This is a genomic window from Streptomyces fulvorobeus, assembly GCF_013167895.1.
Lineage (GTDB): Bacteria > Actinomycetota > Actinomycetes > Streptomycetales > Streptomycetaceae > Streptomyces > Streptomyces fulvorobeus.
The window spans coordinates 1,317,217-1,331,312 of sequence record NZ_BLWC01000001.1; the positions used below are offsets into that span (position 1 = coordinate 1,317,217).

7 protein-coding genes and 4 pseudogenes are annotated in these 14,096 nt (G+C 70.2%); 2 read left to right on the top strand and 9 right to left on the bottom strand.

Annotated features, from left to right (window positions below; genetic code table 11):
* Positions 1 to 84 precede the first annotated feature (84 nt).
* From tpiA to uvrA, 9 genes and pseudogenes are all read right to left on the bottom strand, one after another.
* On the bottom strand, positions 85 to 861 hold the full coding sequence (gene tpiA, locus Sfulv_RS05920) for a triose-phosphate isomerase (RefSeq protein WP_173312361.1): 777 nt from the start codon (positions 859 to 861) through the stop codon (positions 85 to 87).
* 6 nt (positions 862 to 867) lie between these two features.
* A pseudogene (locus Sfulv_RS05925) lies at positions 868 to 2,078 on the bottom strand (phosphoglycerate kinase).
* A 113-nt stretch (positions 2,079 to 2,191) separates the two neighbouring features.
* On the bottom strand, positions 2,192 to 3,202 hold the full coding sequence (gap, locus tag Sfulv_RS05930; protein WP_173312364.1) for a type I glyceraldehyde-3-phosphate dehydrogenase: 1,011 nt from the start codon (positions 3,200 to 3,202) through the stop codon (positions 2,192 to 2,194).
* Positions 3,203 to 3,657: 455 nt separating this feature from the next.
* Positions 3,658 to 4,647 (bottom strand): DNA-binding protein WhiA, encoded by a 990-nt coding sequence (gene whiA, locus Sfulv_RS05935; protein WP_173312367.1) that lies wholly within the window; start codon positions 4,645 to 4,647, stop codon positions 3,658 to 3,660.
* Positions 4,638 to 5,671: pseudogene (locus Sfulv_RS05940) on the bottom strand (gluconeogenesis factor YvcK family protein). The gene whiA and the pseudogene Sfulv_RS05940 overlap by 10 nt, the downstream one beginning before the upstream one ends.
* On the bottom strand, positions 5,668 to 6,654 hold the full coding sequence (gene rapZ / locus Sfulv_RS05945; protein WP_173312370.1) for an RNase adapter RapZ: 987 nt from the start codon (positions 6,652 to 6,654) through the stop codon (positions 5,668 to 5,670). Before rapZ ends, Sfulv_RS05940 begins: the two are co-directional and overlap by 4 nt.
* Positions 6,651 to 8,680: pseudogene (uvrC, locus tag Sfulv_RS05950) on the bottom strand (excinuclease ABC subunit UvrC). The gene rapZ and the pseudogene uvrC overlap by 4 nt, the downstream one beginning before the upstream one ends.
* 112 nt (positions 8,681 to 8,792) lie before the next feature.
* Complete coding sequence (locus Sfulv_RS05955) at positions 8,793 to 9,221, bottom strand: Rieske (2Fe-2S) protein (RefSeq protein ID WP_173312373.1); 429 nt, start codon at positions 9,219 to 9,221, stop codon at positions 8,793 to 8,795.
* Between the two features lie 261 nt (positions 9,222 to 9,482).
* Positions 9,483 to 12,484 (bottom strand): annotated as a pseudogene (gene uvrA / locus Sfulv_RS05960) (excinuclease ABC subunit UvrA).
* Between the two features lie 175 nt (positions 12,485 to 12,659).
* On the opposite strand from uvrA, the gene Sfulv_RS05965 reads away from it, so the two are divergent.
* On the top strand, positions 12,660 to 13,346 hold the full coding sequence (locus tag Sfulv_RS05965; protein ID WP_173312376.1) for a maleylpyruvate isomerase family mycothiol-dependent enzyme: 687 nt from the start codon (positions 12,660 to 12,662) through the stop codon (positions 13,344 to 13,346).
* Positions 13,347 to 13,356: 10 nt separating this feature from the next.
* Positions 13,357 to 14,013, top strand: coding sequence for an MBL fold metallo-hydrolase (locus tag Sfulv_RS05970; protein ID WP_173312379.1), 657 nt, complete (start codon positions 13,357 to 13,359; stop codon positions 14,011 to 14,013).
* Positions 14,014 to 14,096 lie beyond the last annotated feature (83 nt).

Sequence of the window (14,096 nt, forward strand, 5' to 3'; positions counted from 1 at the left end):
TTGGACTGCGCATACGGACAACGGGGGCCGGAGGGTACCCCCCTCGGCCCCGCTAGGGTACGACGGATCGGCGCTACCGCATACTCACTGGTCGCGGAAGCGGACGATCTTGACGAACTCCTCGGCGTCGAGTGCCGCGCCTCCGACGAGCGCGCCGTCGACGTCGGGCTGCGCCATGATGGCCGCCACGTTGCCGGACTTCACGGAGCCGCCGTACTGGATGCGGACGGCGTCGGCCAGCTCCTGCGAGTACAGCTCGGCCAGCCGGCCGCGGATCGCTCCGCACACCTCCTGGGCGTCCTCGGGAGTGGCGACCTCGCCGGTCCCGATGGCCCAGACCGGCTCGTACGCGATCACGATGGACCCGGCCTGCTCGGCCGGGATGTCTTTGAGGGCACCGTCGAGCTGCGCGAGGGTGTGGGAGACCTGGTCACCGGCCTTGCGGATGTCCAGGCCCTCGCCGACGCAGAGGATCGGGGTCAGGCCGTGCTTGTACGCGGCCTTCACCTTGGCGTTGCAGATCTCGTCGCTCTCGCCGTGGTACTGGCGGCGCTCGCTGTGGCCGACGGCCACGTACGCGCACTTGAGCTTGGCGAGCATGGCGCCGGAGATCTCACCGGTGTAGGCACCGGATTCGTGTGCCGAGATGTCCTGGGCGCCGTACTTGATCTTCAGCTTGTCACCGTCCACCAGGGTCTGCACGGAGCGCAGGTCGGTGAAGGGCGGCAGGACGGCGACCTCTACGGCGTCGTAGTCCTTGTCGGCCAGGGCGAAGGCGAGCTTCTGGGTGTGGGCGATGGCCTCGAGGTGGTTGAGGTTCATCTTCCAGTTGCCCGCCATCAGCGGGGTGCGGTTAGTCATTGAGTGTCAGTCCTCCAGTGCGGCGAGGCCGGGAAGCGTCTTGCCCTCGAGGTATTCGAGGCTGGCGCCGCCACCGGTCGAGATATGGCCGAACGCATTCTCGTCGAAGCCCAGGATGCGCACGGCGGCGGCACTGTCCCCGCCGCCGACGACGCTGAAGCCCGGGGAGTCGACGAGGGCCTGGGCGACCGCCCTGGTGCCCTCGGCGTAGTCGGGGTGCTCGAAGACACCCATGGGACCGTTCCAGAAGACCGTGGCCGCGTCGGCGAGCTTCCCGGCGTACAGCGCGTTGGTCTCAGGACCGTTGTCCAGGCCCATCGCCCCGGCCGGGATGGCGTCGGCGGCCACCGTCGTGGGGTTGCTGGGGCCTTGGTCTTCAGGTCGGGGAACTGCTCGGAGACGACGACGTCCACGGGAAGGACGAACTCCACGCCCTTCTCCTCGGCCCGCTGCAGGTACTTCAGCACGGCCGGGATCTGGTCCTCCTGCAGGAGGGAGCTGCCGACCTCGTGGCCCTGGGCCTTGAGGAAGGTGTACGCCATGCCGCCGCCGATGAGGATGCGGTCCGCCCGCTCCAGCAGGTGGTCGATGACGCCGAGCTTGTCGGAGACCTTGGAGCCGCCGAGCACGACGGCGTAGGGGCGCTCGACCTCGTCGGTGAGCTTCTTCAGGACGCCGACCTCGGTGGCGATGAGGTCGCCCGCCGCGTGCGGCAGCCGTGCCGGGAGGTCGAAGACCGAGGCGTGCTTGCGGTGGACCGCGCCGAAGCCGTCGCCCACGTAGAGATCGGCGAGCTCCGCGAGCTGGTCGGCGAAGGCGCCGCGCTCGGCGTCGTCCTTGGAGGTCTCACCGGCGTTGAAGCGGAGGTTCTCGACCACGGCCACCTGGCCGTCGGTGAGGGCGGCGACCACGGCGCGGGCCGAGTCGCCGACCGTGTCGGTCGCGAACGCGACCCCGGTGCCGAGCAGCTCACCGAGGCGTGCCGCCGCCGGGGCGAGCGAGAACGCCGGGTCGGGCGCGCCCTTGGGGCGGCCGAGGTGCGAGGCGACGATGACCCGCGCGCCGGCTCCGGTCAGTCTGGCGACCGTGGGGGCGACGGCGCGGATGCGGCCGTCGTCGGTGATCGTGGTGCCGTCGAGCGGCACGTTGAGGTCGGCGCGGACGAATACCCGCTTTCCCGCGACCCCTTCGGTGAGAAGTTCGTCGATCGTCTTCATCTGTTTCCGGATACTCCTTGGAAGGACGAGAGAGCATGCGACGGGGCTCGAACGGCGCCGCGTTGCGCCGTCCGAGCCCCATGCTCACATCGAGTTGCCTGCCACTCCGAGGATCAGAGCTGGCCGCCGACGAACTCGGTCAGGTCGACGAGACGGTTGGAGTAGCCCCACTCGTTGTCGTACCAGCCGAGGATCTTCACCGTCTTGCCTTCCTGCACCATCGTCATGGACGAGTCGAAGGTGCAGGACGCCGGGTCACCGACGATGTCCGAGGACACGATCGGGTCCTCGGTGTACGCGAGGAAGCCCTTCAGGTCGCCGTCGTCGGTCGCCTTCCTGAAGGCGGCGTTGACCTCGTCCTTGGTGACCTCGCGGGACAGCTCGACGACCAGGTCGGTGGCCGAACCGGTCGGGACCGGGACGCGCATCGCGATGCCGTCGAGCTTGCCCTTGAGCTGCGGCAGGACCAGAGCGGTGGCCTTGGCGGCACCGGTCGTGGTCGGGATGATGTTCTCGGCGGCGGCGCGGGCGCGGCGCAGGTCCGAGTGCGGGAAGTCCAGGATCCGCTGGTCGTTCGTGTACGCGTGGACCGTCGTCATCAGGCCCTTGACGATGCCGAAGTTCTCGTCGAGAACCTTGGCCATCGGCGCCACGCAGTTGGTGGTGCAGGAGGCGTTGGAGATGACGTGGTGGTTGGCCGCGTCGTACTTGTCCTGGTTGACGCCCATCACGATCGTGATGTCCTCGTCCTTGGCCGGAGCCGAGATGAGGACCTTCTTGGCGCCGCCGGCGATGTGCTTCGCGGCGTCGGCCTTCTTGGTGAAGATGCCGGTCGACTCGATCACGATGTCGACGCCCAGCTCACCCCAGGGCAGGTCGGCGGGGTTGCGCTCCGAGAGCACCTTGATGGTGTGACCGTCGACGGTGATGGTGTCGGCGGTGTGGCTCACCTCTGCCTTGAGACGACCCAGAATGGTGTCGTACTTCAGCAGGTGGGCCGTGGTCGCGGTGTCACCCAGGTCGTTGACAGCCACGATCTCGATGTCCGCACCCTGCTCCAGCAGCGCGCGGAAGTAGTTACGTCCGATGCGGCCAAAGCCGTTGATGCCTACGCGGATCGTCACGAACCGATCTCCTCGTTAGGTACGCCGGTTTTCGACGCCGGCGAGTTGTATAGGGATGTCCCCGACCGCCTCCGACCCTACCCTTCCGGGCGCCGGGAAGTGACATCGAGAGCCGCCGGGCGAGGCCGGAAGGCCCGTACTCCCCAGTAGGAGCACGGCCCTCCGCTCCTGGGCCCGCCCTGCGCGGTGACCGGCGCACGGCCTCCGGAGCGCCGGCCGATGAGGGCCGACGGCGCTGTGTTCTCAGCCTCTTTCCGGCGGGGAACGCTTGCGCCGGGCCGAACCGTGAGGTATTCGCGCCGCGGCCCGGGGCGCTGCGGGCGGCTCGCCGGGGCCGGGCGGGCGCAGCCGCCGGAAAGGTGGTGCGCCCGCACGTGCCGCTGCCGGCGCACCCTGCGGGGGTGCGCCGGCAGCGGCACGTGCGGGCGGGATGTCACGGAGCGGGGCGGGGGCGGTCAGCCGACGAGCCCGTCCGCCAGCTCCTCGCTCAGGGTGGATTCCGTGCCCGGGATACCCAGGTCCTGGGCCCGCTTGTCGGCCATGGCCAGCAGGCGGCGGATCCGGCCGGCGACGGCGTCCTTGGTCAGCGGCGGCTCGGCCAGCGCGCCGAGCTCCTCCAGCGACGCCTGCTTGTGCTCCATACGCAGCCGCCCGGCCGCCGCGAGGTGCTCAGGAACCTCTTCGCCCAGGATCTCCAGCGCGCGCCCCACCCGGGCGCCCGCGGCGACCGCGGCCCGTGCGGAACGGCGCAGGTTGGCGTCGTCGAAGTTGGCGAGGCGGTTCGCCGTGGCACGGACCTCGCGCCGCATCCGGCGCTCCTCCCAGGCCAGCACCGACTCGTGCGCGCCCAGCCTGGTCAGGAGCGCGCCGATGGCGTCGCCGTCGCGGACGACGACGCGGTCCACACCGCGCACCTCGCGGGCCTTCGCCCCGATGGAGAGCCTGCGGGCCGCGCCGACCAGGGCGAGCGCCGCCTCGGGACCCGGGCAGGTCACCTCCAGCGAGGAGGAGCGGCCGGGCTCGGTGAGCGAACCGTGCGCGAGGAAGGCCCCGCGCCAGGCCGCCTCGGCGTCGCAGGTGGCCCCCGAGACCACCTGCGGGGGCAGCCCGCGGATGGGACGGCCGCGGCCGTCCACCAGGCCGGTCTGGCGGGCGAGCTGGTCGCCGCCGGCCACCACCCGTACGACGTAGCGGGAGCCTCGCCGCAGCCCGCCCGGTGCCATCACGATCAGCTCCGAGCTGTGTCCGAAGATTTCGAGGATGTCCCGCTTCAGCCGGCGCGCCGCCATCGCGGTGTCCAGCTCCGCCTCGATCACGATCCGGCCGCTCACCAGGTGCAGCCCACCCGCGAACCGAAGAATCGCCGAGACCTCTGCCTTCCTGCAACAGGTCCGGGTCACGGGAAGCCGAGAGACTTCGTCCTTCACCGCTGGCGTCATCGCCATGGGCCGATCCTTCCATGCATCCGGAAAATACGGTCGTACGCGGCGGCCAACAGCTCCGGATCATGGATCGGAACGTCGTCGGGTGAAGCCACCGGCGCCAGCTCGACCGCGGCGCCGAGCCGCTGTGCGGCGTCGGCGAGGGAGTCGCGGTCAGGCACGGCGGCCTCGTCGGCCAACACCACGTCCAAGGCGAGTTTAGGGGCGTGTCGCCCCAAAACCTCCAAATGACGCTGCGGTGAGAAGCCATCTGTTTCACCGGGTTGCGGCGCGAGGTTCAGCGAAAGGACCTTCCGGGCCTTCGTGACGACCAGCGCGTCGAGCAGTTCCGGGACGAGCAGGTGCGGAATCACCGAGGAGAACCAGGACCCGGGACCGAGCACCACCCAGTCCGCGTCGAGGACGGCGGCGACCGCTTCCGGCACGGCGGGCGGGCCGGAAGGGACCAGGTGCACCGACTGCACCTCGCCCGGGGTGAGCGCCACCGTCGCCTGCCCGCGCACGGTGACGACGTCGTCGGGGCGCTGCGGGTCGTGTCCCCGGACGAGTGCCTGGAGCTCCAGCGGCACGGCCGACATCGGCAGCACCCGGCCGTGGGCGCCGAGGAGCCTGCCGACGAGGTCGAGCGCCTGCACGTGGTCGCCGAGCTGCTCCCAGAGCGCGACGATCAGCAGGTTGCCGACGGCGTGTTCGTGCAGGTCGCCCTTCGACTCGAAACGGTGCTGGATGACCTGGGCCCAGGTCTGGCCCCACTCGTCGTCCCCGCAGAGCGCGGCCAGCGCCTTGCGGAGGTCGCCCGGGGCAGCACGCCCAGCTCCTCACGGAGCCGGCCGCTGGACCCCCCGTCGTCGGCGACGGTGACCACGGCGGTGAGATCACCGGTGATCCGGCGCAGCGCCGTCAGCGAGGCCGACAGCCCCATGCCGCCCCCCAGGGCGACGACCTTGGGCTGGGCGCCGCGCTTGCGTCCGGACAGCGCGGATGTCGCTCTGCTCAACCGCCGCAGACGCATATTGCGACTGGTCACTCGCGCCCCATGTCCCTGTGGACGAGGACGGTCTCGATGCCTTCGGTGGCCAGCCGGGCGGCCAGCTTCTCGGACATCGCCACGGAACGGTGCTTACCGCCCGTGCACCCCACGGCGACGGTCACATAGCGCTTGCCCTCGCGGCGGTACCCGGTGGCGATGAGCTGGAGCAGCTCCGTGTACTGGTTGAGGAACTCCTTGGCGCCCGGCTGGTCGAAGACGTACGCGGACACCTCCGCGTTGAGACCGGTGAAGGGACGCAGCTCCGGCACCCAGTGCGGGTTCGGCAGGAAGCGGCAGTCCACCACCAGGTCGGCGTCGACCGGAAGGCCGTACTTGTAGCCGAACGACATCACCGTGGCCCGCAGCTCCGGCTTCTCGTCACCGGCGAACTGGGCGTCCATCTTGGCGCGCAGCTCGTGCACGTTGAGGCTGGAGGTGTCGATCACCAGGTCGGCGTCGCCGCGCAGCTCGCGCAGCAGATCGCGCTCGGCCTCGATGCCGTCGACGATCCGGCCGTCGCCCTGGAGGGGGTGCGGGCGGCGGACCGACTCGAAGCGGCGCACGAGGGCGTCGTCCGAGGACTCCAGGAACACGATCCGCCGGGTGACGTGCTTGGCCTCCAGGTCCGCGAGGGACTCCCGGAGGTTGTCGAAGAAGCGGCGGCCCCGCACGTCGACGACGACGGCGATCCTGGCCACGTTGCCCTGCGACCGGGCGCCGAGCTCCACCATCGTGGGGATCAGCGCGGGCGGCAGGTTGTCGACGACGAACCAGCCGAGGTCCTCCAGGCACTTGGCTGCGGTGCTCCTCCCGGCGCCGGACATTCCGGAGATGATCACCAGTTCGGGGATGGCCGGCGCGGTGGCCGCGTCCGCCTCGTTCGTGGTGCCCGTACTCACGTGTGCTGCTCCGTCTGCTCGGTCGGTGCTGTGGTGCCCGGGTTCGGTTCCGTGCGTGCGGTCGTTCGTGTTCTCAGTCATGACGTGCCCCCGTCGTCGTCTTCAATGATCTCTCCTGTCGCCGTGTTCACGGCGGGCGCGGCCGGGGCGGTCGTGGCGAGAGCGACGGCCACTGATTCCGCCGTCCTGCGTCCTATCCCCGGGACCTCGCAGATCTCCTCGATTGTCGCCTGCCGCAGCTTCTTCACGGAGCCGAAATGCTTGATCAGGGCCTGCTTGCGGGTGTCGCCGAGGCCCGCGACCTCGTCCAGCGGGCTGCTGCGGATGCGCTTGGCGCGTTTCGCGCGCTGGTAGGTGATGGCGAAACGGTGGGCCTCGTCGCGAATCCGCTGGAGAAGGTAGAGCCCTTCGCTGGAGCGCGGCATGACCACCGGGTCGTCGTCATCGGGCAGCCACACCTCTTCGAGGCGCTTGGCGAGGCCGCAGACCGCGATGTCGTCGATGCCCAGCTCGTCCAGGGCGCGCTTCGCGGCGGCCACCTGGGGCTGTCCGCCGTCGACCACGACGAGCTGCGGGGGGTACGCGAACCGCTTGGGCCGGCCGTCGTCCTCCCGGGGTTCGCTCCCGCCGCCGCCCGGGGCCACGGCTCCCGTGAGCGCGGGAACGGGGCCGGTCGGTGCGGGGGTCTCCTCCCACTCGCCCGTCCGCTCCTTGTCCTGGAGGTACCGCTTGAAGCGGCGGCCGATGACCTCGTGCATGGAGCGCACGTCGTCCTGGCCCTCGAAGCCCTTGATCTGGAAGCGGCGGTACTCGCTCTTGCGGGCGAGACCGTCCTCGAAGACCACCATGGACGCCACCACGTCGTCACCCTGGAGGTGCGAGATGTCGTAGCACTCGATGCGCAGAGGGGCCGTGCCGAGCCCGAGCGCCTCGGAGATCTCCTCCAGCGCACGGGAGCGGGTCGTCAGGTCGGAGGCCCGTTTGGTCTTGTGCAGCCCGAGGGCCTGCAGGGCGTTGCGCTGGACCGTGGCCATCAGGTCCTTCTTGTCGCCCCGCTGCGGGATGCGCAGGCTGACCTGCGAGCCCCGGCGGCCGGCGAGCCACTGGGCCACGGCTTCGGCGTCCTCGGGGAGGGCGGGGACCAGGACCTCCTTGGGCACGGAGTCCCCCGTCTCCTCCCCGTACAACTGCTGGAGCGCGTGCTCGACGAGGCCCGCGGTGTCGACCGCCTCGACCTTGTCGGTGACCCAGCCGCGCTGGCCGCGGACCCGGCCGCCGCGTACGTGGAAGATCTGGACGGCCGCTTCCAGCTCGTCCTCGGCGACGGCGATCAGGTCGGCGTCCGTCGCGTCCGCGAGGACCACGGCGCTCTTCTCCATGGCCCTGCGGAGGGCCTCCACGTCGTCGCGGAGCCTCGCCGCCCGCTCGTACTCCATCTCCTCCGCCGCCCGCGTCATGTCCTTCTCCAGGCGGCGGATGTAGGTACCGGTCCGGCCTGTCATGAAGTCGCAGAAGTCCTCGGCGAGCTCGCGGTGCTCATCGGGGCTGACCCGGCCGACGCAGGGCGCGGAGCACTTGCCGATGTAGCCGAGGAGGCAGGGGCGGCCGGTCCTCTCCGCGTTCTTGAAGACGCCCGCGGAGCACGTGCGCACGGGGAAGACGCGGAGCATCAGGTCGACGGTCTCGCGGATCGCCCACGCGTGCCCGTACGGCCCGAAGTAGCGCACGCCCTTCCTCTTGGCGCCCCGCATCACCTGGACGCGGGGGAAGTCCTCGTTGAGGGTGACCGCGAGGTACGGATAGCTCTTGTCGTCGCGGTACTTGACGTTGAACCGGGGGTCGAACTCCTTGATCCAGGAGTATTCGAGCTGGAGCGCCTCGACCTCCGTGGAGACGACGGTCCACTCCACGGAGGCGGCCGTGGTGACCATCGTGCGGGTGCGCGGATGCAGATTGGCCAGGTCCTGGAAGTAGTTGGCCACGCGCTGGCGCAGGTTCTTGGCCTTCCCGACGTAGATCACCCTGCGGTGCTCGTCGCGGAACTTGTAGACCCCGGGGAGTCGGGGATCTGTCCCGGCTTGGGGCGGTAGCTGGAGGGGTCTGCCATGTCTCACACCCTACTTGCGGGCAGTGACAGCGCGGCTCGCCGAGGGACAGGCCGTCCGGGCCGGCGGTCCTGCGCGCCTGGGGTCATCGGGGCCCGGGGTCGTGCGGCGCCGTCAGGCGTCGGGGCCCGCGACGAGCTGTCCGCCCTCGATCCGCACCGGGACGGCGGGCAGCGGGACGGTGGCCGGACCCCGCACCACCTTGCCGGTCGTGGTGTCGAAGCGGCTGCCGTGGCAGGGGCAGTGGCCCTCGGTGCCCTCGACCTTCTCCAGGACACAGCCCCCGTGGGTGCACTGTGCGCTGAACGCCCTGTACCGGCCCTCGGCCGGGCAGCTCACGACGAGCCGCTGCTCCCGGTAGAGCCTGGCTCCGCCGACCGGGACGTCGTCCGCGGCGCCGAGCGCGACCGGCGCCGTGGGCGTGGGCTCCTTGGCGTGGCCCAGCTTGGACTCGGTCGAACAGGCGGCCACTCCCAGCCCGGTGGCACCGGCGAGAGCGGCGCCCTTCAGCACGGTTCGGCGGGCGGCGGGCAGGCCGGGCATGCGGTCTCCACGGAGTGAGGGCGGGGAGCCGCCTGGCGCACCCGAGGGGCCGGGAGCCGGAGGCGGCAGCGACAGAACCGACCATACCGGCGGACAACGGGAGCCCTTCGACCGGGCCGGTTCCGGCGGGGGGAGCGAGTCGGAGGGGAAGGCTCCGAGGGGAAGGCTCCGAGCCCGGGGCGGCACCCTCGCCCGGGCTACGGCCGCTCCGCGCGCGGGCCGGCCGGGACAGCGGCTCCCGCTGTCCCGGCCGGCCCGCGCTCACGCCTTCGTGGAGCGAGCCGTCTTCTTCGCGGCGGGCTTCTTCACGGCCGCCTTCTTGGCCGCGGCCTTCTTCGCGACGGGCTGCGCCGCCGTCCTGGCCACGGTCTTCTTCCGGGTGGACCTGGCGGCTGTCGGGACGGCGGCCGCGCTGATCCGGTCCGCTCCGAGAATGCTCTGGAGGAACTTCCCGGTGTGGCTGGCCGGCACCGACGCGATCTGCTCGGGAGTGCCCTCGGCGACGACCAGACCGCCTCCGTTGCCCCCTTCGGGACCCATGTCGACGACCCAGTCCGCGGTCTTGACGACATCCAGGTTGTGCTCGATGACGATCACCGTGTTGCCCTTGTCGACCAGACCCGAGAGGACCGTGATCAACTTGCTGATGTCCTCGAAGTGCAGACCCGTGGTCGGCTCGTCCAGCACGTAGACCGTGCGGCCCGTGGAGCGCTTCTGGAGCTCGCTCGCCAGCTTCACCCGCTGCGCCTCACCACCGGAGAGCGTCGGCGCGGACTGCCCGAGCCTGACGTATCCGAGGCCCACCTCGTTGAGCGTGCGCAGATGACGGGCGATCGTGGGGACGGCCTCGAAGAACTCCAGACCTTCCTCGATGGGCATGTCCAGCACCTCGGCGATGGACTTGCCCTTGTAATGCACTTCCAGGGTCTCCCGGTTGTAGCGCGCCCCGTGGCAGACCTCACACGGGACGTACACGTCCGGCAGGAAGTTCATCTCGATCTTGATCGTGCCGTCACCGGAGCAGTTCTCGCAGCGGCCGCCCTTGACGTTGAAGGAGAAGCGCCCCGGCAGATAGCCGCGCACCTTCGCCTCCATGGTCTCGGCGAAGAGCCTGCGGACGTGGTCGAAGACACCGGTGTACGTGGCGGGGTTGGAACGCGGCGTACGGCCGATCGGCGACTGGTCGACGTGCACCACCTTGTCGACGAGGTCGTCCCCTCGACGCGGGTGTGCCGCCCGGGCACCGACTTGGCGCCGTTCAGCTCGCGGGCCAGGTGCGTGTAGAGGATGTCGTTGACCAGGGTCGACTTCCCCGATCCGGAGACCCCTGTGACCGCGGTGAGGACACCGAGGGGGAAGGAGACGTCGATGTCCTGGAGGTTGTTCTCCCGGGCACCGTGCACCGTCAGCTGCCGCCCCGGGTCGACCGGGCGCCGGACGTCGGGCATCGGGATGGCGCGCTTGCCTGCGAGGTACTGGCCGGTGATCGACTCCTCGTTGGCCAGCAGGTCCTTGAGCGAGCCGGAGTGGACGACCTTGCCGCCGTGCTCACCGGCACCCGGGCCGATGTCGACGACCCAGTCGGCGACCTTGATGGTGTCCTCGTCGTGCTCGACGACGATGAGCGTGTTGCCCATGTCGCGGAGCCGGACGAGGGTCTCGATCAGACGGTGGTTGTCCCGCTGGTGCAGCCCGATGGACGGCTCGTCCAGCACGTACAGGACGCCCACCAGACCGGAGCCGATCTGGGTCGCCAGCCGGATACGCTGCGCCTCGCCACCGGACAGGGTGCCCGCGGCGCGGTTGAGCGAGAGGTAGTCCAGGCCGACGTCCACGAGGAACTTCAGCCGCTCGTTGACCTCCTTGAGCACCCGCTCCGCGATCTTCTTGTCGCGGGCGTTCAGCCTGAGGCGGCCGAGGAAGTCGGCGCACTCACTGATCGACATCGCGGCGACCTCGGCGATGGACTTCTCCATCACCGTCACCGCGAGGACCAGCGGCTTGAGCCGGGTGCCCGCACAGGTGGGGCAGGGCACCTCGCGCATGTAGCCCTCGAAGCGCTCCCGGCTGGAATCGCTCTCGGCCTCGGAGTGGCGGCGCTTGACGAACTGCACGGCCCCCTCGAAGGAGGGGGTGGTGTAGGCGCGCTCGCGCCCGTACCGGTTGCGGTAGCGCACCTCGGTCTGGATCTTGTGGCCGTGGAGCAGGGCCTTCCTGGCCCGCTGGGGCAGCCCGGCCCAGGGCATGTCCGTACGGAATCCCAGGGCTTCGGCGAGTGCGCCGATCTGCCGCCCGAAGTACTCCTTGGTGTGGCCGTGCGACCAGGGGTGGATCGCGCCCTCGTCGAGGGACTTGTCCTGGTCCGGGACGATCAGCTCCGGGTCGACCTCCATGCGCGTACCGATACCCGTGCAGTCGGGGCAGGCGCCGAAGGGCGAGTTGAAGGAGAAGGAGCGGGGCTCGAGCTCCTCGAAGGAGAGGTCGTCGTAGGGGCAGTAGAGGTGTTCGGAGAACATCCGCTCACGCTCGGGGTCGTCCTCGGAGAGGTCGACGAAGTCGAGCACGACCATGCCGCCGGAGAGGCCGAGCGCGGTCTCCACCGAGTCGGTCAGGCGGCGCTTGGCGCTGTCCTTGACCGTGAGGCGGTCGATGACCACCTCGATGGTGTGCTTCTCCTGCTTCTTCAGCGTGGGCGGCTCGGAGAGCTGGATGGTCTCCCCGTCGACCCTGGCCCGGCTGTAGCCCTTGGTCTGCAGGTCGGAGAAGAGGTCGACGAACTCGCCCTTGCGCTCGCGCACCAGCGGCGACAGCACCTGGAAGCGGCTGCCCTCGGGCAGGCCGAGCACCCGGTCGACGATGGCCTGCGGGGACTGGCGCGAGATGGGGCGGGCGCACTCGGGACAGTGCGGCTTGCCGATCCGGGCGAACAGCAGCCTCAGGTAGTCGTAGACCTCGGTGATGGTGCCGACCGTCGAGCGCGGGTTGCGCGAGGTCGACTTCTGGTCGATGGAGACTGCGGGCGAGAGGCCCTCGATGAAGTCGACGTCCGGCTTGTCCATCTGGCCGAGGAACTGCCGGGCGTACGAGGAGAGCGACTCCACGTAGCGTCGCTGGCCCTCGGCGAAGATCGTGTCGAACGCGAGGGACGACTTGCCCGACCCGGAGAGCCCGGTGAAGACGATGAGGGAGTCGCGGGGGAGGTCGAGCGAGACGTTCTTGAGGTTGTGCTCGCGCGCGCCACGGACGATGAGACGGTCGGCCACGCCGGTCCGCACCTTTCTTGAGGGAAGCGGGGGAACTGAGCCCCTCTCCCAGGGTATGGGGGGCGCCACAGCGGTGGAGAAGGCTTTCGACTCCGAGCGTATAGCACGCACATTCGATTTACGGACGTGCTCTGACTCCTTCACCCGATCGGGTGGCGGAGCTAGGCTCGGCCGCATGATTGATCATGTGCGCGACCTGGGAGCTGTACGCGAGGCGACCGATCGACTGCTCAGCGCAGCGGGCGAACTGGACGACCGTTCACTCGCCGAGCCGTCACGGCTGCCCGGATGGAGCCGGGGCCATGTACTGGCCCACCTTTCACGTAACGCCGACGCGCTCGTAAACGTTCTCCGCGGACGCCCGATGTACGCGAGCAGCGAAACCCGGGACCAGGACATCGCCCGCGATGCTTCCCGCCCGCTGGACGAACACCTCGCCGACCTGCGCGGCAGCGCGGCCGGTTTCCTCCAGGCGGCGGCCGGCACCGCCGACTGGGCCCGTACCGTCACCCTGCGCAACGGTGTGACGGACTCCGCGTCGCGCATCCCCTTCCGCCGCCTCATCGAGGTGGAGCTGCACCACGTCGACCTGGGGACAGGCTACGAGCTGGAGGACCTGGCGGAGGACTTCGTGACGCGGGAGACCGGCTTCCTGGCGCAGCGGTTCACCGGCCACCCCGGTGTCGTGGCGACGACCGTGGTCGCCGAGGGGCGGACGTGGACCACGGGCGGCGGCGCGGCCGGCGGGCCGGTCACGGTCCGGGGCACGGCTGCCGAGGTCCTCGGCTGGCTCTGCGGGCGCCGTGACGGCTCCGCGCTGATCGTGGAAGGAGGCCCTCTTCCCGTACTGCCCCCGCTATAGGCTCAGCCGTATGACGTACAGCGGAGCAGTCAAAGTCGGCGGACCTGCGGACGTACACGAGTTGACCGACCTGATGATCTCCAAGGTCGCGGTCGGACCGACGAACAACAACGCCTATCTGCTGCGCTGCCGGGCCACCGGTGAGCAGCTCCTGATCGACGCGGCCGCCGAGGCCGGGACCCTGCTGCGGCTGATCGGTGACGACGGCATCGCGTCCGTCGTCACCACGCACCGGCACGGCGACCACTGGCAGGCGCTGGCCGAGGTCGTGGGGGCCACCGGGGCCCGCACCTACGCGGGGCGGTACGACGCCGAGGGCATCCCTGTCCCGACCGACGTACTCGTCGAGGACGACGACACGATCCGGGTGGGCCGCGTCACGCTGACCGCCCGGCACCTGGCCGGACACACTCCGGGCTCCATCGCACTGGTCTACGACGACCCGCACGGGGCCCCGCACCTGTTCACCGGGGACTGCCTCTTCCCCGGCGGGATCGGCAACACCGACAAGGACCCCGAGGCTTTCGCGAGCCTGCTGCACGATGTGGAGACGAAGCTCTTCGCGCCGCTGCCGGACGAGACCTGGGTCTACCCGGGCCATGGGCACGACACCACGCTGGGGGACGAGCGGCCCCATTTGCCGCAGTGGCGTGAGCGCGGCTGGTGAGCGTTTCCCGGCCCTGAACACCACACCGGCCGGGGTGGGCGGAACGATCCGCTCACCCCGGCCGGTGCCGGTTCTCACCTGGT

What these genes read in the sequence shown, in the direction of transcription:
- tpiA (WP_173312361.1), bottom strand. Translation starts at nt 861, where the DNA reads ATGACTAACCGCACCCCGCTGATGGCGGGCAACTGGAAGATGAACCTC.
- whiA (WP_173312367.1), bottom strand. Translation starts at nt 4,647, where the DNA reads ATGGCGATGACGCCAGCGGTGAAGGACGAAGTCTCTCGGCTTCCCGTG.
- rapZ (WP_173312370.1), bottom strand. Translation starts at nt 6,654, where the DNA reads ATGACTGAGAACACGAACGACCGCACGCACGGAACCGAACCCGGGCAC.
- Sfulv_RS05955 (WP_173312373.1), bottom strand. Translation starts at nt 9,221, where the DNA reads ATGCCCGGCCTGCCCGCCGCCCGCCGAACCGTGCTGAAGGGCGCCGCT.
- Sfulv_RS05965 (WP_173312376.1), top strand. Translation starts at nt 12,660, where the DNA reads ATGATTGATCATGTGCGCGACCTGGGAGCTGTACGCGAGGCGACCGAT.
- Sfulv_RS05970 (WP_173312379.1), top strand. Translation starts at nt 13,357, where the DNA reads ATGACGTACAGCGGAGCAGTCAAAGTCGGCGGACCTGCGGACGTACAC.